Source organism: Anoxybacillus amylolyticus, from assembly GCF_001634285.1.
In the GTDB taxonomy this organism is placed as follows: Bacteria; Bacillota; Bacilli; order Bacillales; family Anoxybacillaceae; genus Anoxybacteroides; species Anoxybacteroides amylolyticum.
Window position 1 is genome coordinate 2,794,984 of the sequence record NZ_CP015438.1, and the last position, 19,263, is coordinate 2,814,246.

Sequence of the window (19,263 nt, forward strand, 5' to 3'; positions counted from 1 at the left end):
TATTTTTTGAATATTTCGATTCATCGTAATATTTGAATGCGCTTACATTATGATTGCATCAAGGGATGAGCGGTCGAAAAAAAATTTTTTTGTAAATAAGAAAACGGGAGACTCACTCCCGTCTAAAATGTAAATGTTTTTCCTAAATGCGGAACTTTTTTTCCATTGAGGTCGTAAAATTGGACAATCGCTTGTCTGTTATCGATTTGAACCGATGCATACGTCCGTTCTTTTCGCAAACGAGGCAACAAGAGGCTGCCAGGATTAATGAATAATACGTCATCCATTTTTTCCGCTAAAGCGATGTGCGAATGACCGAAGCAAACGACGTTCGCTCCCACTTCTTTTGCGCGGTAGTAAAGATTTATTAACGTCATTTTGACGTTATACAAATGACCATGCGTAATAAAAAAGCGAATTCCTTGAATGTCTTCTGTGCGCTCTTTCGCAAAATTTCTTGCAAAATCACAGTTACCGCCGACGTAGATAAAAGATTGTAGTTCAACACAACCATTTGGAAGTTCCGAATCACCACAATGAATGAACGCCGTTGCTTCCTGTGCATGCCGTTTCGTTATCTCGAGCAGTTCGTTTATTAATCCATGACTATCGCTGACAATAAATACTTTCATCTTCTACTCCCCATTTACCATTTGATCCCACTGTTTCTCTAATTTTTCTAGTGCAACCGAGCGGTGGCTTATTTTATTTTTTTCCTCTTTCGTCAACTCCGCCATCGTTTTTCCTTTTTGTGGTACATAAAAAATTGGATCGTAGCCAAATCCATTTTCCCCTTTTGGCACTTCGGTAATGTAGCCGTCGCACGTTCCTTCCACAATCGTCGTCGAACCGTTCGGAACAGAAATTGCCAATGCGCAATGAAAACGAGCTGTCCGCTGCTCAAAAGGAATTCCTCTCATTTCTTCTAATACTTTTGCGATGTTTGCTTGATCATCTTTTTCTTCACCTGCATAACGCGCCGAATAGACACCTGGCTTTCCGCCCAATGCGTCAATCGAAAGACCAGAATCATCTGCAATAGCGATTGCTTGGAAAAAACGCGCGATCGCCTCCGCCTTCAATCTGGCGTTTTCCGCAAACGTGCTTCCCGTTTCCTCTACGTCAGGAGTGTGCGGAAAATCAAGCAGCGTTTTCACCGCTATCCCTTTTTTGGCTAATAACGCTTGAAATTCGCTTGCTTTCCCTTTGTTTTTCGTTGCGATAATTACTTCTCTCATCATTCGTTCACTCTCTCTGCACGGTTTTGAATAGCTTCTGCCAACGAGCCGAGCACTTCTTTTTGCACAACAATTAATTGGCGAATGCCAAATTCAGCCGTATCGAGCAATTGCTGCAATTCTTCGCGAGAAAATGTCGCTTCTTCTCCTGTCCCTTGAATCTCTACGAAACGTCCTGCGCCTGTCATGACGACGTTCATATCCACTTTTGCTTTTGAATCTTCTATATAGTTCAAGTCAAGAATCACGCCATGCTCCTCGTCAATTCCAACCGACGTTGCCGCAAGAAAATCCGTCACTGGAAGCTCGGAAAGCTTATTGTCAGCCATTAATTTCGCAAATGCCAACACCATTGCCACAAACGCGCCAGTAATCGAAGCCGTCCGTGTTCCGCCGTCCGCTTGAATGACATCGCAATCGATCCAAATCGTTTTTTCGCCAAGCTTTTCTAAGTCAACGACAGAGCGCAATGCTCGTCCGATGAGCCTCTGAATTTCCATCGTCCGTCCCGATAATTTTCCTTTGCTTGATTCGCGTATGCTTCGCTGCTCGGTCGCGCGCGGAAGCATCGAATATTCCGCTGTAATCCATCCTTTCCCACCACCGCGCATAAACGGCGGCACTTTATCGTCAATGCTTGCCGTACAAATGACTTTTGTATCACCGACAGCGATTAATACCGACCCTTCTGCATGTTTCATAAAGTGTGGTTCGATCTGTACTGGCCGCAACTGCTTATTTTCTCTTCCATCCACTCGCATGAAAAAAGCCTCCTCAACAAACAAATAATAAAGAGGTAGAGCAACCTACCTCTTTTTATACCATAGTATCGCTTTAAAAACTACCTGTATTCACATTTTCTGGTCTTGTTACCGGTGCGGATAGTGCTTTTCCGTCTTCACGGACGAGATTGGCTTTTCCATTCACCATAATCGCAACGCTCTCTACCCCTTTTTGTTCTGTCAACGACAACACAAGCGCGTTTAACACATGATCAGAAATGACATGCTTTTTATTGCTGCCGTAGATGGCGTCATTAAAATTCAACGTCACTTTCCCGTTTTCATAGGACGGCTTAGTGACGAGCTGTACATCTGGCTGAAAATCGCTTACAAGCCCGCTTCCATACGTCGGTCCTTTGACTAGCTCGTTCACTGTTGCAGTAATATCATCTGTTTCTTTATTCGGAATACGGCGTGTGACTGGCACGTAATACGTCTTTTCTCCTTGCTGAGCAACAAAATAAACGACCACAGGGTGTGTATTCGTAATATCGACAACACCGCTCGTGTCGATGTTAATTCCGTCTGCGCGGCTCATTCCATCTTGAATTGGCGTTCCATTTACCGGCATCACCGATTGGTCGTGGCCATTAATTCGGATTTTCACTTTTTTGACGTTATCAAATTGCGTCAACGTCCATGTAATCGCTTCTAAAATTTTTCGTTCATCCTCCGGTTTATATTTGGCAAACTCAGGAGAAAAGTCCGCAATAATCGTTCCATCTTTTTCAATTTTTACTCCTAACACGCGCGTATCCACCGGAAGGACAGCACGGAACCCATTTGGCAACATATCCGTCACCGGTCCGCCTTGCACTAAATATTCTAACGCTTGCTTCGCTACCGCATCTGTTTTTGGCAATTCAAGCGTCTGCGGCACCACAAAGCCGTTTTTATCGATAAAATAAAGTTCTCGCTTGACTGTTTCGGTTGCTTTTTCCTCTTTTCCTGCTGTCGGGTTCGTCACCTGCTGACCTTCTTTTAAATAGCTAACATCTTGTGGTGGGTCTACCTCTTTTATCGCTTGTTCTTTTTTAAACAATCCACACCCACTAAGCAATATGGCTGAAATAATTATTGAACTAGCAAGCTTAATTGTTCGCCGCTTCACCATCTCATTCCCTCCTAACAATAGTTTGTACTACTATGTATACGAGCTGGTTGGAAAAATAGAATAAAAAAATCCTCTAGCCGAATTGGCTAAAGGATTTTTATAGTTCAATCGTGTGGACGTTCTCTATCGGTTGCCCAAACCATTCAGACGCAATTTTTTGGAACAGTTCTTTCGGTCCAGTTGTCAAGAAGAGATGAGCGTCACGGCGTTCCCCTGTATTTAACAATCCGCTATGATGCAAAATAGCACTTACTTCACGAGCCGTTTCATCCCCTGAACAAATCAGTTTCACTTTTTTCCCCATATACTCATGAATGAGCGGGCTTAACAGCGGATAGTGAGTGCAGCCTAAAATGAGCACGTCAATATCGCTTGTTTTCAATGGTTCTAGTGATTCCGCCACAATTTGCTTCGCTTCCGCCCCGTCAAAAATTCCGTTTTCTACAAGCGGAACAAATTTCGGACAAGCTAAGCTTTCCACATGAACACGAGTATTAATCGATTTTAGCGCTTTTTCATATGCACCACTTTTCACCGTTCCGATTGTACCAATCACACCGATGTGCTCGTTTTTCGTTGCTTTTAATGCCGCGCGCGCCCCAGGATGCACAACACCAATGACAGGAATCGGGAGTTTCTCCCGAATTTCTTCTAACACGACTGCGGTCGCCGTGTTGCATGCAATGACGAGCATTTTAATATCATAACACAATAAATAATTCGTCATTTCCCATGTAAACTGACGAATTTCTTCCACAGGGCGCGGACCATACGGGCAACGCGCCGTATCACCAAGATAAATAATGCGTTCTTTCGGCAGCTGCCGCATCATTTCCTTTGCGACAGTCAGTCCTCCAACTCCTGAATCAATAACACCAATTGGTCGTTCCAAGTGATCGCCTCATTCTTTTTTCATTTCTTGATGCAACTTTTTTAACGTTTTCTCTAGAAACATAATTTCTTCTTCAGAAAAGTTTTTTAGCACTTGCGCTAAATCGTGCTGACGCTTTTTTATCACTTCTTCAATGATGCGCTCCCCTTCTTTCAAAAGGTGGATGCGCACAACACGACGATCGTGCCGGTCTCTTATTCTTGCAACAAGACCGTTTTTCTCCATTCGATCGACTAAATCGGTCGTTGTACTACATGCTAAATACATTTTATTGGACAATTCACCAATCGTCATATCGCCTTCTTCTAACAGCCATTGCAAAGCGACAAACTGCGGCGGAGTAATCGGATAACTCGTTAAAATTTCTCTCCCTTTTTGCTTTAAAAGGGCTGCGATGTACCGTAGTGACTTCTCCAATTCGATAACGGCTTTTTCTTCGACCTCAAACGACATACCATCTCCCCGATCGTGCCCGTGATTTCCTATAGAAATGCAAGCCATTTTCATTTTACTACACTTTTCCGCATAATCAATACAAAAATCAATAATAAACCGGCTACCTTATGACTAAGGATAGCCGGTATGCATTATAGTTCAAGCTCCCCCATTCGAAGCAATTCAATGACCGCTTGAGAGCGCCCCTTCACTCCAAGCTTTTGCATCGCATTCGAAATGTGGTTGCGGACCGTTTTTTCACTAATAAACAGCTCGCTAGCAATCTCTTTTGTCGTCTTATCTTGAACTAATAATTCGAACACTTCTCTTTCTCTTTTGGTGAGTAATGGCTTTGATGGAAACGATTTGTCCTTCAAGTACGATAACCCTCCTTGCTTTCACCAGACCTGAACTACCGGATGGGTATTTATTCACCATATAGTATGTGAAGCAAAGGAGTACGGTGACTGAATTTCGCCATTCTCGTAAAAAATAGGTGTTATTCTATATCACCAACATCGTTTGAGACTGTTGGAGCTTTTGCCGCATCTCGTCGCTCCACGGAACGCTTTTTCCTGTATGTTTATTAATTTGCACAAGCGTACCCCGTCCGACAAAAACAACTTCTTTGTTATCTTTTTTCGCCATATAATGCAAGTCGACAGACGAGCGACCAATGTCGTGCACTTTCACGTATACATATAGTTCATCGCCAAAAAAAACTTGTTTTAAAAAATCGCATTGCAAGTCCGCTACTACCGGAATTTCTGCCGATTCCTTACTCGTCCAATAATCCATAAACCTAAGCGTTTGTAAAAATTCCGTCCGCACTTCTTCAAAATAAATAAACGATACGGTGTTATTTAAATGACCAAACATGTCCGTTTCACAAAAACGGACTTTGATGCGACGAAAAAAATGAAACGAACGCTGCCACTCCTCTAAATTTTCGATATATGAAATTTTCCCCATTGTCCTTCCCCCTTTAATAAAAATCCCCTTCACGAGAAAACGTGAAGAGGATTTTTTTCCTTATACTTCGTCGCTGCCGAAGAAGTTGCGGAACATTTGAACCGTTGCTTCGCGGTTTAGTGCAGCAATCGATGTCGTTAGCGGAATGCCTTTCGGGCAAGATTGTACGCAGTTTTGCGAATTTCCGCAGTTTGCCAATCCTCCATCTCCCATAATGGCTGCCAACCGCTCTGCTTTATGCATGGCGCCAGTTGGATGCGCGTTAAATAACCGCACTTGGGAAAGCGGTGCTGGACCGATAAAGTTCGATTTGCTGTTTACGTTTGGACACGCTTCTAAACAAACTCCACACGTCATACATTTCGAAAGTTCATACGCCCATTGCCGTTTCCGCTCTGGCATGCGCGGACCTGGTCCTAAATCGTACGTTCCATCAATCGGAATCCATGCTTTTACTTTTTTCAATGAATCGAACATGCGACTACGGTCAACTTGCAAGTCCCGCACCACTGGGAACGTGCGCATCGGCTCTAGTCGGATTGGCTGCTCCAATTTATCAATCAGAGCGGTACAGGATTGGCGCGGTTTTCCATTAATGACCATTGAGCAAGCGCCGCACACTTCTTCTAAACAGTTCATATCCCACGTCACCGGTGTCGTTTTTTCCCCTTTCGCGTTCACCGGATTGCGACGAATTTCCATTAATGCAGAAATGACGTTCATATTCGGGCGATACGGAATTTCAAACTCCTCTTCGTATGGCGTAGAATCTGGACGATCTTGCCGTATGACGATGAGGCGAATCGTTTTTTTCTCGCTCATGATTTCACTTCCTCTTTCTTTTTCGAATAGTCGCGTTTGCGCGGTTTAATTAACGACGTATCGACATCTTCGTAATGGAACGCTGGACCGTCCGGAGTGAAACGAGCCATCGTTGTTTTGAGCCACTCTTCGTCGTTGCGCTCTGGGAATTCCGGCTTATAGTGAGCGCCGCGGCTTTCGTTCCGGTTGTAAGCGCCAAGCGTAATGACACGCGCCAATTGAAGCATGTTGTATAGTTGACGAGTGAACGACGCTCCTTGGTTGCTCCATTTCGCAGTATCAGTAATGCTAATGTTTTTATAGCGCTCCATCAACTCTTGGATCTTCTCGTCTGTTTTTAACAGTTTATCGTTATAACGAACGATGGTGACGTTGTCGGTCATCCATTCGCCAAGCTCTTTATGAAGCACGTAAGCATTCTCTGTTCCGTCCATCGATAAAATGTTTTCCCAGCGCTCTTCTTCTTGTTTGCGGTAGCGATCGTACAATGAAGAAGGCATTGCATCTGCTGATTTTTCTAATCCTTTCATGTATTCTACCGCTTTCGGACCTGCGACCATGCCACCATAAATGGCAGATAGAAGAGAGTTTGCTCCTAATCGGTTCGCACCGTGCATCGAATAGTCGCATTCCCCTGCTGCGAACAGTCCTTTAATATTCGTCATTTGATCGTAATCGACCCATAGACCGCCCATTGAGTAGTGAACGGCAGGGAAAATTTTCATTGGTACTTTGCGTGGGTCTTCGCCCATAAATTTTTCATAAATTTCAATGATTCCGCCTAATTTAATGTCCAATTCTTTCGGATCTTTATGCGAAAGGTCAAGGTATACCATGTTTTCGCCGTTAATGCCGAGCTTTAAGTCAACGCACACGTGGAAAATTTCCCGTGTCGCAATATCACGCGGCACAAGGTTTCCGTAAGCTGGATATTTCTCTTCTAAGAAATACCACGGTTTTCCGTCTTTATATGTCCAGACACGTCCGCCTTCCCCACGCGCTGATTCACTCATGAGACGTAATTTGTCGTCCCCTGGAATCGCTGTTGGGTGAATTTGAATAAACTCGCCGTTCGCATAATACGCACCTTGTTGGTATACAATCGATGCTGCAGAACCTGTGTTAATGATGGAGTTTGTCGATTTTCCAAAAATAATCCCTGGTCCGCCTGTTGCCATGATGACGGCATCTGCTGGGAACGACTTAATTTCCATCGTCGTTAAGTTTTGCGCAACGATTCCGCGGCAAATTTGTTCATCGTCCAATACCGCGCCTAAAAACTCCCATCCTTCATATTTCGTCACTAATCCTGCCACTTCATGACGGCGAACTTGCTCGTCCAATGCGTAAAGAAGCTGTTGTCCCGTCGTTGCGCCCGCGAACGCCGTCCGGTGATGTTGCGTCCCACCGAACCGGCGGAAGTCTAACAATCCTTCCGGCGTGCGGTTGAACATAACGCCCATCCGATCAAGCAAATAAATAATGCCTGGGGCTGCTTCACACATCGCCTTTACCGGTGGCTGGTTTGCTAAAAAGTCGCCGCCGTATACGGTATCATCAAAATGTTCCCACGGAGAATCGCCTTCCCCTTTCGTATTCACCGCACCGTTAATCCCACCTTGAGCGCAAACAGAGTGAGACCGCTTTACTGGCACAAGCGAAAACAGCTCGACTGGCACACCTGCTTCGGCGATTTTAATGGTTGCCATCAATCCGGCAAGACCACCGCCAACTACTATGATTTTTCCTTTTTTCATCGTTACTCACTCCCTAAAAAATTGCTAGTTGTGGATTAAGCGAATGCTAAAATGGCACGGATGCCAACGATCGAAAGCGCGACGAAAATCGCCATTGTCACATATGTAAAAATCTGTTGTGAACGTGGCGTCACCGTAAGTCCCCAGCTTACACAGAAAGACCATAACCCGTTGGCAAAATGGAAGACCGTTGACACAATTCCGACGATGTAAAAACCAAGCATGAACGGGTTGTCCACAATGTTAGCCATCATATCGTAGTTTACTTCTGCTCCAATTGCTGCTTGCACGCGCGTTTCCCAGACGTGCCACGTCACGAAGATAAGCGTAATTACGCCTGTCAATCGTTGTAGCATGAACATCCAGTTGCGGAAATAGCCGTATCTGCTCACATTATTTTGTGCTGTAAAAGCAATATAGAGTCCGTAAATGGCGTGAAACACTAGCGGAAGGAAAATAATAAAAATTTCTAAAAAGTAGCGGAACGGTAAATTCCCCATGAATGAAGCCGCACGGTTAAACGCTTCCGGACCTTGTGTTGCAAAATGATTAACAATTAAATGCTGCGTCAAAAAAAGACCGACTGGAATCACTCCTAGCAATGAATGAAGCCGACGATAAAAAAATTCGCGATTTCCTGCCATATAATGAACCCCCTTTTTTGAAATAGTGACAACGAAGAAAGCGCACTCCCCATCCACACTCGTTGACTAACGGAACTGTAAATGCTTCCATTTCCATTAATCATGGTCACATCCATTGTACTCCCATCTAGTAGTAGCGTCAAGAAAACGAGTTCATAAAATGTTCAATCATTCGAAAATTAAAACAATAAACACCGAAAAATCGAAAGAAAATTACTGATTTCTCCGGTTTGTTCGGCTATAATGATGGTAGAAAGAGGGGAAGTCTGTGAAAAACGTATCTTTTCAACAGCAACATGAAACGCTCGAATCGATTACCGTGCCTGGCTTCGGCTACGAACTTCTTCGTGAAGTATTACTTCCAGATTTGCTTGGAAAAGAAACCACTAGCATTTTATATTGGGCAGGAAAGCGGCTCGCCCGACAATATCCACTCGATACATTCGAAGAAATCATCGCTTTTTTTGCTAAAGCCGGTTGGGGCACACTCACTGTCATAAACGAACGGCGCGACGAGCTAGAAGTGGAATTAACGGGAGAGCTTATTGCCACACGCATATCCATGAATAATGACTGCTCGTTTTCGCTAGAAGCTGGGTTTCTTGCGCAACAAATGGAACAACAAAAACGCTGCATTGCCGAAGCATACGAACAACCGAAAAAACGGGCAAAAAAGGTCATTTTTACGATTAAATGGGATCAAAGAGATGCGGTGTTAGAGGAAACCCGTTCGACTGTCGAGTGACAGCTGAACGGGTTTCGCTTACGATACAACCGCTTCTTTTTCTTCTAATTGAAAGGCTACATGCAACGCTTCTACCGCTGCGACCATTTTTTCTTGGGCAATGACCGTAGAAATTTTAATTTCTGATGTACTGACCATTTTCACCTCAATGCCTTTAGCTGCTAATACTTGAAACATTTGCGCCGCAACGCCTGGATTAGAAATCATACCTGAGCCGACGATGGATACTTTCGCTAGCTGGCTTTCGTGTTCTACGTCTATTCCTTCCCACGACTGCAACACTTCCAACGTTTCTTGCAAGTCTTCGGTGTGAATGGAGAACGAAACAGAGGTCGTTTCGCTGCTCGTCGTGCTTTGAATGATAATATCAACATTGATGCCACGGTTAGCTAGTGCTGTAAATATTGCCGGCAACGTTTGTAAGTCTTTTGGCAAATGTTGTACGGTTACTCTCGTTACTTGGTCTTCAAATGCAATGCCTCGAACAATTAAATGTTGCTCCATCGAAACTTCCTCCTTCACGATTGTGCCAGATTCCTCGGCCATGCTCGAACGAACTTCAAGCGGTACTTGGTAATTTTTCGCGAACTCTACTGCGCGCGGATGCAAAACGCCAGCTCCTAAATTCGCCAGCTCTAACATCTCATCATAAGAAATTTCTTGCAATTTTCGGGCTTGTTTCACATAGCGCGGGTCGGTCGTAAATACGCCGGTAACATCGGTGTAAATGTCGCATTTTTCTGCTTCTAGCGCCGCGGCAAGCGCCACTGCCGTCGTATCTGAGCCTCCGCGGCCGAGCGTTGTAATCTCACCATCTGTTGTCACTCCTTGGAATCCAGCGACAATAACTACTTTTCCTTCCTGCAAATGAGCCTTGATTCGCGCAGTATCAATATGCGAGATCCGGGCGTTACCATGTACCGCTTCTGTTTGAATTCCTGCTTGCCAACCAGTTAACGATACTGCCCGTTGTCCTTTTGCTTCTAATGCCATCGCTAAAAGCGCAATGCTTACTTGTTCCCCAGTAGACAAAAGCATGTCCATTTCTCGTTTGTTCGGATGATTTGTAAGTTGCTTTGCAAGTTGAACAAGTTCATCCGTTGTTTTTCCCATCGCAGAAACAACGACAACGACTTCTTTTCCATTGTTCACTTCCGCTATCACTCGATTGGCGACGTGTTGAATCCGCTCAATCGAGCCGACGGATGTTCCTCCAAATTTTTGTACAATAATTCCCATTTTCCCCATCCTTTATTCTATGGTGTTTCTATACCGGTATAGAAAAGAAAAAACAGCAATGAGAGGCTTCTCATTGCTGTGGCGAAACAAAAAACTCGTTCCACACAGTGAGATAGCGCTCCAAGATGAATCCATCTTGACAGTCCTACATTTCTTCAACGCAGAACCAGCAGGAAAAGCAATGAGACTTTCCCCACTTCGGCGACGCTCCCCTTTCAACATTCCTCTTCAGAACTCATTTTCCTCCGAATGTCTACTCTTGAAGTTCGCACCTCTATCATCACTTTCGTGTTCGAAAGCGTATAAATATTCAGTTATGTGAATTATAACAATTTTTTTCCCGTTTGACAATTCCTTTTGCTTATTTTCCATCATATTCTTGTAGCTTTTCAAATACTTTTTCCGCCACATGCCATGGAACGCCTGCTTTTTGCAATTCTTCGATGCTCGCTTCTTTCATCTGTCTCACGGAGCCAAAATATTGCAAGAGCGCTTTTTTTCGTTTTTCCCCAACACCTGGAATATCGTCTAATATCGACTGAAACATCGTTTTTCCACGCGTCTGCCGATGAAACGTGACGGCAAATCGATGCACTTCTTCTTGAATGCGCTGCAATAAATAAAATTCTTGGCTATGGCGCGGAAGTGGTACAATTTGTGGTGGGTCGCCCATGAGTAACTCCGACGTCCGATGCCGGTCATCTTTGGCAAGACCTGCTAATGGTATGTCTAGTCCAAGTTCATTTTCTAACACATCGCGAACAGCAGCTAAATGTCCTTTTCCTCCGTCAATGAGAATAAGGTCAGGAAGCGGGAGGCTCTCTTTAAGCACACGCGTATAGCGACGGCGCACAACTTCACGCATCGATTCATAGTCATCAGGACCTTGGACCGTTTTAATTTTATATTTTCGATATTCCTTTTTCACTGGTTTCCCATCGATAAAAACAACCATCGCTGAAACTGGATCCGTCCCGTGAATATTAGAATTATCAAACGCCTCGATTCGATGTGGAACAGCAATTCCTAGCGCCTTTCCTAAGTTTTCGACCGCCTTAATCGTCCGTTCTTCATCACGCTGCACAAAATAAAATTTCTCTTTTAATGCCAGTGCCGCATTTTTGCACGCTAAATCAACTAATTCTTTTTTCTTTCCTGATTTCGGTTGCGTCACTTTGACTTCGAGAAGCTGCTCCGCCAACTCACCATCTACTTCTTGCGGTAAAACGACCTCCTTCGGTTTCAAGTGGTTGGCTCTTTCGTAAAACTGTCCTAAAAACGTCAACAGTTCTTCGTCGGGATCTTGGTACAACGGAAATATGGAAACGTCACGCTCAATAAGCTTACCTTGGCGGATAAAAAACACTTGCACGCACATCCACCCTTTATCGTACGCATAACCGAACACATCCCGATCGACAAAGTCGTTCATCGTCATTTTTTGCTTTTCCATCAACGCATCAATATAGGCGATTTGGTCACGATATTCTTTCGCCCGTTCAAATTCTAACGCTTCCGCTGCCTTCCTCATTTTTTCCGTCAACTCTTTTTTGACTGCTTGGTGTCCTCCGTTTAAAAACCGGACAATTTGGTCGACAATTTCTTTGTTTTGTTCGGCGGAAATCGGGTAAATGCACGGCGCTAAACATTGCCCTATATGGTGATATATACAGACCCGATTCGGAATTGACTCACATTTGCGCAACGGGTAAATGCGGTCGAGTAGCTTTTTCGTTTCTTTTGCTGCTTGGACGTTCGGGTACGGTCCAAAATATTTTCCGCGGTCTTTTTGCACTTTTCTTGTAATGATTAACCGTGGGTGTTCTTCCGCAGTAATTTTTAAAAACGGATAACTTTTGTCATCTTTTAACATGACATTATATTTCGGATCGTACTTTTTAATTAAATTCATTTCTAAAATAAGCGCTTCAATGTTAGAGGATGTCACAATGTACTCAAAATCGGCCATTTCGTTCACTAGTCGCAACGTTTTTCCGTCATGTGTCCCTGTAAAATACGAACGCACCCGATTTTTTAACACTTTCGCCTTGCCAACATAAATGACCGTTCCGTTTTTATCTTTCATCAAATAACAGCCTGGTTGTTCTGGCAAAACAGCTAGCTTTTCTTTTAAGTGATCATGCATCATAACCACTCCAATGTTTAGTCTATCCACTCATACAACGTAATGTTCCCATACACCGGATCAACGAGCGTACTAGAATGGTACGTTTTTATTTTGCGCAAATGGCCGGTAAGCGGTACTCCTTGGGCGCGAAATCCTTTCACTACATGATCGGTCAAATAAATTTTTGTCTGTTGATAGTTTGCACGATGCTGATGAAAAAAGGAAAAATGAAGCGCTTCTTGATACGGAAACGCTACGTGTAAATAATCAAATACCCTCGCTTCTTCCCACGTATATACAATAAACGATTCCGTCTTCTTTTGTAAATCATTCGCTAATTGATACGTAGCCGGCAACTGTTGTGCCTCCCGCAGATGGAAAATGCCGACTAGCAGCTGAACGATAATCGTTCCACTAATCAATAACCGCCTGCGTAGCAAATTATTTCGTGCCAAATAATGAATCGCTCCATAAAACAACGCCCCTTGTGCAAGCGGGAGAATGTGGCGAGGTTTATCAATGTTTTGCGCAGCTAACGCCCAGAAAAGATATGCCACCATCGTAATAAGAAACGTACGTGACACACGATTGGAGCGGTCAGATGTTAAAAACATCCATCCTAACGCTCCGAGCAGCACCATCGACTGACAAGCCATTCCAACCCAGAGGACATTAAAAATGAAAAAATGAATCGTTCGTTGCCAAAACGGCATCGGATCACTTGACACCGTCCCGCCCCACTCTTGAAAATGTCCGTTCGTAAACGAAAACGCTAATTTTAAGAAACTAATGATGTTTCCTTCCGTCGATGCGACCGCTATCACCCAAATGAGTTGAAAAGACAACGCAATAAGAGCCAAAAATATGATACGCCGCCACTGATGGTGCTGTTTCCAATCGTTATACCATAAACACAAAAGGGCGACTACAAACGGAAGATACGAAAGGCGGATTCCGAGCAAAATCCCTAAAAAGAAAAGCGGAAGCACGTGCTCCCAAAATGTTAGCCGTTCGTGCGCCCGTTCGACTGCCCAAACGTACCACCATAAAACGGCTAACGCCGCTCCTTCTGACATCGGCTGGGTGACAATAATCATTGCATAGCTTGCCGACTGCACAAGCGCAACAACAAGCCAAGCCGTTTCTTCTTTTCCATATTTTCGCGCTAACAAAAAAAGAGGAATGTTCGCTGACGCGAGAAGAAGAACGTTAAAAATCACCAATGCTTTTGCTGGATTTTCAACAAATGAATGAACAATCATTCCACCCAAAATGAAATACGGGTAGCCAGGAAAATGTGGCTGCATCGACAATAAATCATAGCGATCTAAAGCAAGCACAAAATCGACTTGATCCCATGTCGCTGCGTACGGACTTGCATACATGATCTCTATGCAAGTGACCAAAAAAAGAAATAATACTCCAAAATATGACAAATATCGATGATTTCCCAGAAAATATTGACGCATTTTTTTCACCTTCTACAAAGGAAAAAGTACAAGATAAGTTCTTGTACTTTTAAATCACATGTTTCGTTTCTGATTGAAGCGCTTCAACGTTCGTGTTTTTTTGCTTTTCGTTTTTCGCCGTTTTCGATTGACGGCTCGTAATAAGTAAATAAATGACGACAAAATAGCCGACATAGGCAATGACTTCTTCCAACGATGGCATTGAGGAATAACCGAATAGCGCTTTTAAAAACACCCCAACATCTCCTGATAATAACGGTGCTACCCCATGGTCACGCAAATAATGGTCATAATCAATCGGATGTTCCGGCAATAGCCACGTTAAATCGTACACGTGCGGCATGACACTCCCGATAATGTTTAAATCTTGCAACATCGAAATCCCTTGGACGAGTAAGCCAGCAGCAATCAAAATAATAAATGCACCTGTAACTTGAAAAAACGTTTTTAGCGGCACACGCATCGTCCCTTTAAAGAAAATGTAGCTGACGAATGCTGCGATGACAACGCCGGTAATCGCGCCCCAGCCTTGCATGGCCGCACCGATATTTCCACCAGTAATCGCTGCAAAGAAAAATACCGTTTCTACCCCTTCACGAAGCACGACTAAAAACGAGTGAATGACCATGCCGACAACGTTTCCGGTCGTAATAAAACGATCCATTTTCCCTTCCACGTTTTTTTTCATCTCGCGGCTATGTTCCGCCATCCAAAACACCATTTGTGTCAATAAAAGCGCCGAAATAAACATAATCGAAATTTTTAAATATATTTCGCTGCCCATTGCGGCAAAGCCGGTAAATACGACTTGGAAAAGAAGCGCCACCGCAACGCTGGCAACGACCGCTAAGCCAGCCCCAAGCCATACATATTTCGTATATTTCGTATGATTGACCCGTTTCAAATACGACGTAATAATACCGACAATAAGCAATGCCTCTAACACTTCACGAAACGTAATTAACAGCGCTTGAACTTCCATCGCTCGTTCCCCTTTCTATGCACGTTTCCGTCGCACGGAATACACAACAACCCCAACAATGACAATTACAAGTACAGCAATCGGAATCCAGTTTTTCGCCTTAGATAAATCGGTCCATTCTTTTTTCTCTACCGCTTCTGGCTTTTCGACTGCCGACTCGGAAAAATGACCAACTTTTAAGCTTTTTAACCCGAATTGCTTTTGTAATGTTGTTAAAATCATTTCTTTGCTTTTCTTAAACTGTTCAATATTCGATTGTTTTTTTCCGACGCCAAACAATCCTGGATTTCCTAACGATTGGAGCGCGTTGTCAAATTCTTTTTTTAGCTGTTGATCAAGCACCGCATCTTTTGCTTGAATCGATGGGGAAAGCGCTTCGTATGTAGCAAATGCTTTCGCTAGTAACCGTTTGCTTGTATCGTACTGTTCAAAATTTTTCTCAATGTTTTCTAGTCTTCTTGCGATGTTTAGCACTAAAATTTTTTTCATATCTTCTAAGACAGCATTCTTGTCTTTCGCCGCAATAGCTTTTAATACCGCTTCGGACGGCTCTTTCCCCATATGCATATCCAGTTCTTCTTTTACCGTTTCAAAAATCGTTTTCGCCTCGGCAAAATTTGGTGGATTCTCGTTTAACTTTTCCGCCATTTGCTTATACACTTCCGCCACTTTTTCTTCGTTCGGGTCTCCGTATGAATAAGCAAAAGCAGTCATCGGCACATGGGTGAGAATGAATATCAACGATATCAAAAAAAATAGACGTAGCTTTTTCATTCGTTTTCGTCCCCTCCTATACTTTCAATGATAATGATTATCATATTTCTTGTCAATAGAACGAAGGGAGGACGTCCTTCCTTCGTTCTTAAGACACTTTTTCATCGACATCTGGCAACACATGAGCAGAACGGTCAATTGCTACTTTTTGCACCGGCCGTTTCATTTCTCTCCAAATTGCTGGAAGCACCGCCTTCATATACGCTCCAAACTTAATAAACGATTGCCCTGTTGTCCGCACTTTATAGCGAATGGGCACTTCTTTCATCCGAAATCCTTTTCGAACTAAATTTAGTGTCAACACTTGGGCATAATTGTAATCATGAATAATGTCGGCATGTTCCATCGCTTGCCGCGAAAAAGCACGCATGCCAGATTGGCCATCGTAAATCCACGTTCGCAACAAAAGCGATTGGAGCACTGTAAAACAATAATTGCCCATCCGGCGGTGCCATTTCATTCCGCGAATCTCCCCGAGAAACCGCGATCCCATCGTATAGTCTGCTTCTCCTTTAAAAATAGGGGCAAGCAACTCCGGAATTTGTTCAGCAGGGTATTCATTATCAGCATCAATCATGACGCCGATATCGGCGCCAAGATGAAGGCATTGTTGCAATCCTTGTCGGACAGCCGCACCAAGCCCGCTATTTCGGGACATCTGATACACGTAATCCGCGCCTGCCTCTTTCGCGACTTCTACGGTCCGATCGGTGGAGCCGTCATCAATGACGAGCACACGCACTTCTATACATGGATGAAAATGGCGTGGAACACTGCGAATCACTTCACCTATAGACTGTTCTTCATTATATGCTGGTAAAAAGACGATCACTTTTTGCGTTTTCATCGTTCCCCTTCTTTCGTATTGCCTCTGTTAATACTGGACCACGGCTATGGCTCGGGTATGGCGCACCTAATAAATAAGCAATTGTCGGGGCGACCGATACCAAGCTTTTTTTCTCTTCCACTCGCTTTCCGCGCTCAATCGCAGGACCATACATAAAAAATGGCACGTAGCGCTCTCCTTCGTCTAAATGACCGTGCCCTCCAATGCCATCTGCTTGCCCATGATCTGCACAAATAATGATTGTCGCATTGTTGAGTTTTCCTTTTGCTTCAAGCCATTCCACATACTCTCTAATTAAACCATCTGCTTCTTCAATTTTTTGGATGTATTCATCGTACAATACACCACGGCTATGACCAGTCTGATCCGTTGCAATCAACTGCACGATAAACAAATCTGGATCTTGTTCCTCCATCACCAGTTTTGCACGCTCGATAATGTTGCGGTCTGCGACATCGTTATGCATCACAGCCGTTACCGTTTCTACATCGTCGCCGAACGAATCGACAAGATGGGTGATGCCAAGAAGCCGTCCTTTTTTCCCGACTTTTCGTAACGAATCAAAAATACTTTCCACGTTTATCCCTAGCTTCCACACCATATTCGAACGAATGCCGTGTTCAAACGGATATGTTCCCGTAAACATAGACGTAAAGCAGACGACAGTACGAGCGGGATAGACGGTTTCCATTTGCGTAAATTCCGTACCGTTTGCTCGTAACGATTTTAAAAACGGAGCGTTTGCCTGTTCAAATCGATCTTTTCGCATTCCATCGATGACGATGACAATCACTTTGTCATTGATCGCTGTCGTTGGAACAGCGTTATTCGTATACGTGACAATTTCTTTCGGTTTCCAGTCAAACAAATTCGCATGAAGTAGCCACGCAAACAAAAAAACTGCGAAATAAAAGACGGCAAGCTGTCCAAGTGGAACAGACGGTTGTTCATACGCCCACTGCCATAGCGACAATAAAAGCAAAAACTTTGGCAGCTGTTCTTGGGCATTGCCGCTTGTCGAATCGCTATTTTTTAATACAAGCTTCCAAAAGCGAGTAAAATTCCACCACGTCGTCCCAATGCGCAAATGATAATAAAGCGTTCCCCAAAAAAAGACGGTGAAGAAAAAATAAAGCCCAACCGCCAATAATAGCAGCTTCACATCAGCAAACGACCAAACGATTAAAAACGCTACATATGGAATCCATAAGTAATTTCGTAAAAAGAGCGGAAAATCATAAACATAATAAATCGCAAAAAGAGGAAGAACAAATAACGCACTTAGCAAAAGCAACTGAAGATGATGAACGTTGCGTATGTCCGGCAGATGGTACAACATCATCGTCCCGATGACAAAAATCGGCGTAAACGGCTTCCCCTCATTCAGCAAATTCCAGCAACGGGCAGCTATTTTTTCAAATGCAGATGCTTTCTTCATTGTTTTTCTTCCTTTCCGAGCGATTCATGCGTTTTAGCCCATGCAATCGTTCGGGCTAGTCCTTCCTCAAACGTAACCGTCGGTTCATAGCCAAATGCTTGTTTCGCCTTTGTAATATCCGCCCACGTTGCTTTTACATCGCCAAGGCGTGTAGGAGCACAATTCACTTTCATGTCTGGAAACTCGTTTCGCAAATGGCTTAGCAGTTGCTCCATCGTAATCGGGCGCCCTGCTCCTAAATTAAAAATATCGCTGCTTCCATTTCGCTGCAACGCCAAAATCATTCCAGTGACAATGTCATCGACATACGTATAGTCACGAGCAGCATTCCCGTATACCGTAATCGTTTCGTTTCGCAACAGTTGCTGGATAAATCGGCTAATTGCCATATCTGGCCGTCCCCACGGACCATACACCGTAAAATAACGAAAAATTGTGAGTTGGTAGCCAAACAACTGCGCATAAGCATGACAAAACGATTCTGCGCCGTATTTCGCAGCGGCATACGGTGAAACGACTCGTCCAGTCGCCATTTCTTCTTTTAACGGCCTCTCTCCTAAATCTCCGTATACGGAAGAAGAAGACGCAAACAGCACATGCTCTGTCCCTACGTTTCCTGCTGCTTTTAGTACGTTAATCGTCGCCTTAATGTCGTAATCGACGTACGCGAGCGGCTGTAAAAGTGAATTAGGAACGCCGGGCAATGCCGCTAAATGATATACGACATTTGGTTTGTATTCTTGAAAAGTTTGTGCTACTTTCTCTTCCTCCAATAAGTCTATTTCATACAGCCGGACACGGTACCCATTTGTCAACGTTTGAAACTGTTTTCGCTTCCTTTCAATCGAATAATAAGGATGAAAACAATCAATGACCGCCACATCATAGCCGCACGAAAGAAGGCGCGCCACAAGATGGCTGCCGATAAATCCAGCACCGCCTGTTACTAAAATATTCAATCATTCCACCCCATCGTTTACATTGT

Annotated in this window: 20 protein-coding genes and 1 riboswitch; of the genes, 1 reads left to right on the top strand and 19 read right to left on the bottom strand. The window is 43.8% G+C overall.

Going from position 1 to position 19,263, the window contains the following annotated elements:
* Positions 1 to 122: 122 nt before the first annotated feature.
* The 11 genes from GFC30_RS14330 to GFC30_RS14380 all read right to left on the bottom strand — a co-directional run bounded on the left by GFC30_RS14330 (position 123) and on the right by GFC30_RS14380 (position 8,656).
* Complete coding sequence (locus GFC30_RS14330) at positions 123 to 632, bottom strand: metallophosphoesterase family protein (RefSeq protein WP_066326564.1); 510 nt, start codon at positions 630 to 632, stop codon at positions 123 to 125.
* A gap of 3 nt (positions 633 to 635) precedes the next feature.
* Positions 636 to 1,238 (bottom strand): XTP/dITP diphosphatase, encoded by a 603-nt coding sequence (locus GFC30_RS14335; protein ID WP_066327456.1) that lies wholly within the window; start codon positions 1,236 to 1,238, stop codon positions 636 to 638.
* On the bottom strand, positions 1,238 to 1,999 hold the full coding sequence (rph, locus tag GFC30_RS14340) for a ribonuclease PH (protein ID WP_066326565.1): 762 nt from the start codon (positions 1,997 to 1,999) through the stop codon (positions 1,238 to 1,240). Before rph ends, GFC30_RS14335 begins: the two co-directional genes overlap by 1 nt.
* A gap of 73 nt (positions 2,000 to 2,072) precedes the next feature.
* Positions 2,073 to 3,134, bottom strand: coding sequence for a GerMN domain-containing protein (locus GFC30_RS14345; RefSeq protein ID WP_066326566.1), 1,062 nt, complete (start codon positions 3,132 to 3,134; stop codon positions 2,073 to 2,075).
* Positions 3,135 to 3,231: 97 nt separating this feature from the next.
* The gene (gene racE / locus GFC30_RS14350) at positions 3,232 to 4,026 is read right to left on the bottom strand and encodes a glutamate racemase (protein ID WP_066326571.1); all 795 of its coding nucleotides are present in this window, start codon (positions 4,024 to 4,026) and stop codon (positions 3,232 to 3,234) included.
* A gap of 9 nt (positions 4,027 to 4,035) precedes the next feature.
* A complete protein-coding gene (locus tag GFC30_RS14355) occupies positions 4,036 to 4,479 on the bottom strand; it encodes a MarR family winged helix-turn-helix transcriptional regulator (RefSeq protein ID WP_066326573.1) in 444 nt (147 codons plus the stop codon).
* Positions 4,480 to 4,613: 134 nt separating this feature from the next.
* Entirely contained in the window at positions 4,614 to 4,838 is a 225-nt protein-coding gene (gene gerE / locus GFC30_RS14360; protein WP_066326576.1) for a spore germination transcription factor GerE, read from the bottom strand.
* A gap of 127 nt (positions 4,839 to 4,965) precedes the next feature.
* Complete coding sequence (locus GFC30_RS14365; RefSeq protein WP_066326579.1) at positions 4,966 to 5,433, bottom strand: acyl-CoA thioesterase; 468 nt, start codon at positions 5,431 to 5,433, stop codon at positions 4,966 to 4,968.
* 60 nt (positions 5,434 to 5,493) lie between these two features.
* On the bottom strand, positions 5,494 to 6,255 hold the full coding sequence (gene sdhB, locus GFC30_RS14370) for a succinate dehydrogenase iron-sulfur subunit (RefSeq protein WP_066326583.1): 762 nt from the start codon (positions 6,253 to 6,255) through the stop codon (positions 5,494 to 5,496).
* Positions 6,252 to 8,012, bottom strand: a complete 1,761-nt coding sequence (gene sdhA, locus GFC30_RS14375; RefSeq protein ID WP_066326585.1) for a succinate dehydrogenase flavoprotein subunit — start codon at positions 8,010 to 8,012, stop codon at positions 6,252 to 6,254. The genes sdhB and sdhA overlap by 4 nt, the downstream gene beginning before the upstream one ends.
* 35 nt (positions 8,013 to 8,047) lie before the next feature.
* Positions 8,048 to 8,656 (bottom strand): succinate dehydrogenase cytochrome b558 subunit, encoded by a 609-nt coding sequence (locus GFC30_RS14380; protein WP_066326586.1) that lies wholly within the window; start codon positions 8,654 to 8,656, stop codon positions 8,048 to 8,050.
* 268 nt (positions 8,657 to 8,924) lie between these two features.
* Between GFC30_RS14380 and GFC30_RS14385 the strand changes: the two genes are divergently transcribed.
* On the top strand, positions 8,925 to 9,401 hold the full coding sequence (locus GFC30_RS14385; RefSeq protein ID WP_066326587.1) for a YslB family protein: 477 nt from the start codon (positions 8,925 to 8,927) through the stop codon (positions 9,399 to 9,401).
* Positions 9,402 to 9,419: 18 nt separating this feature from the next.
* On the opposite strand, the gene GFC30_RS14390 is transcribed toward GFC30_RS14385, so the two are convergent.
* The 8 genes from GFC30_RS14390 to GFC30_RS14425 form a co-directional block, all read right to left on the bottom strand.
* Positions 9,420 to 10,640: an aspartate kinase gene (locus GFC30_RS14390; RefSeq protein WP_066326589.1), complete on the bottom strand. Its 1,221-nt coding sequence runs from the start codon at positions 10,638 to 10,640 to the stop codon at positions 9,420 to 9,422.
* A 105-nt stretch (positions 10,641 to 10,745) separates the two neighbouring features.
* Positions 10,746 to 10,925: riboswitch (Lysine riboswitch) on the bottom strand.
* A 76-nt stretch (positions 10,926 to 11,001) separates the two neighbouring features.
* Entirely contained in the window at positions 11,002 to 12,786 is a 1,785-nt protein-coding gene (uvrC, locus tag GFC30_RS14395) for an excinuclease ABC subunit UvrC (protein WP_066326592.1), read from the bottom strand.
* Between the two features lie 17 nt (positions 12,787 to 12,803).
* Positions 12,804 to 14,237, bottom strand: a complete 1,434-nt coding sequence (locus GFC30_RS14400; RefSeq protein ID WP_066326594.1) for a nucleoporin-interacting protein — start codon at positions 14,235 to 14,237, stop codon at positions 12,804 to 12,806.
* A gap of 49 nt (positions 14,238 to 14,286) precedes the next feature.
* Positions 14,287 to 15,219 carry an FTR1 family iron permease gene (locus tag GFC30_RS14405; protein WP_066326596.1) on the bottom strand — a complete coding sequence of 311 codons (933 nt, stop codon included), beginning with the start codon at positions 15,217 to 15,219 and terminating at the stop codon, positions 14,287 to 14,289.
* A 15-nt stretch (positions 15,220 to 15,234) separates the two neighbouring features.
* On the bottom strand, positions 15,235 to 15,993 hold the full coding sequence (locus GFC30_RS14410) for a hypothetical protein (RefSeq protein ID WP_066326599.1): 759 nt from the start codon (positions 15,991 to 15,993) through the stop codon (positions 15,235 to 15,237).
* A gap of 88 nt (positions 15,994 to 16,081) precedes the next feature.
* The gene (locus GFC30_RS14415; RefSeq protein ID WP_066326601.1) at positions 16,082 to 16,840 is read right to left on the bottom strand and encodes a glycosyltransferase family 2 protein; all 759 of its coding nucleotides are present in this window, start codon (positions 16,838 to 16,840) and stop codon (positions 16,082 to 16,084) included.
* On the bottom strand, positions 16,800 to 18,278 hold the full coding sequence (locus GFC30_RS14420) for an alkaline phosphatase family protein (RefSeq protein WP_066326605.1): 1,479 nt from the start codon (positions 18,276 to 18,278) through the stop codon (positions 16,800 to 16,802). The genes GFC30_RS14415 and GFC30_RS14420 overlap by 41 nt, the downstream gene beginning before the upstream one ends.
* The gene (locus GFC30_RS14425) at positions 18,275 to 19,237 is read right to left on the bottom strand and encodes an NAD-dependent epimerase/dehydratase family protein (RefSeq protein WP_066326608.1); all 963 of its coding nucleotides are present in this window, start codon (positions 19,235 to 19,237) and stop codon (positions 18,275 to 18,277) included. Before GFC30_RS14425 ends, GFC30_RS14420 begins: the two co-directional genes overlap by 4 nt.
* Positions 19,238 to 19,263 lie beyond the last annotated feature (26 nt).

Coding starts and splice junctions, on each gene's coding strand:
- GFC30_RS14345 (WP_066326566.1), bottom strand. CDS start 3,134: ATGGTGAAGCGGCGAACAATTAAGCTTGCTAGTTCAATAATTATTTCA.
- GFC30_RS14390 (WP_066326589.1), bottom strand. CDS start 10,640: ATGGGAATTATTGTACAAAAATTTGGAGGAACATCCGTCGGCTCGATT.
- GFC30_RS14410 (WP_066326599.1), bottom strand. CDS start 15,993: ATGAAAAAGCTACGTCTATTTTTTTTGATATCGTTGATATTCATTCTC.
- GFC30_RS14355 (WP_066326573.1), bottom strand. CDS start 4,479: ATGTCGTTTGAGGTCGAAGAAAAAGCCGTTATCGAATTGGAGAAGTCA.
- GFC30_RS14330 (WP_066326564.1), bottom strand. CDS start 632: ATGAAAGTATTTATTGTCAGCGATAGTCATGGATTAATAAACGAACTG.
- GFC30_RS14380 (WP_066326586.1), bottom strand. CDS start 8,656: ATGGCAGGAAATCGCGAATTTTTTTATCGTCGGCTTCATTCATTGCTA.
- sdhA (WP_066326585.1), bottom strand. CDS start 8,012: ATGAAAAAAGGAAAAATCATAGTAGTTGGCGGTGGTCTTGCCGGATTG.
- GFC30_RS14415 (WP_066326601.1), bottom strand. CDS start 16,840: ATGAAAACGCAAAAAGTGATCGTCTTTTTACCAGCATATAATGAAGAA.
- uvrC (WP_066326592.1), bottom strand. CDS start 12,786: ATGCATGATCACTTAAAAGAAAAGCTAGCTGTTTTGCCAGAACAACCA.
- GFC30_RS14405 (WP_066326596.1), bottom strand. CDS start 15,219: ATGGAAGTTCAAGCGCTGTTAATTACGTTTCGTGAAGTGTTAGAGGCA.
- GFC30_RS14365 (WP_066326579.1), bottom strand. CDS start 5,433: ATGGGGAAAATTTCATATATCGAAAATTTAGAGGAGTGGCAGCGTTCG.
- GFC30_RS14335 (WP_066327456.1), bottom strand. CDS start 1,238: ATGAGAGAAGTAATTATCGCAACGAAAAACAAAGGGAAAGCAAGCGAA.
- sdhB (WP_066326583.1), bottom strand. CDS start 6,255: ATGAGCGAGAAAAAAACGATTCGCCTCATCGTCATACGGCAAGATCGT.
- rph (WP_066326565.1), bottom strand. CDS start 1,999: ATGCGAGTGGATGGAAGAGAAAATAAGCAGTTGCGGCCAGTACAGATC.
- GFC30_RS14420 (WP_066326605.1), bottom strand. CDS start 18,278: ATGAAGAAAGCATCTGCATTTGAAAAAATAGCTGCCCGTTGCTGGAAT.
- GFC30_RS14400 (WP_066326594.1), bottom strand. CDS start 14,237: ATGCGTCAATATTTTCTGGGAAATCATCGATATTTGTCATATTTTGGA.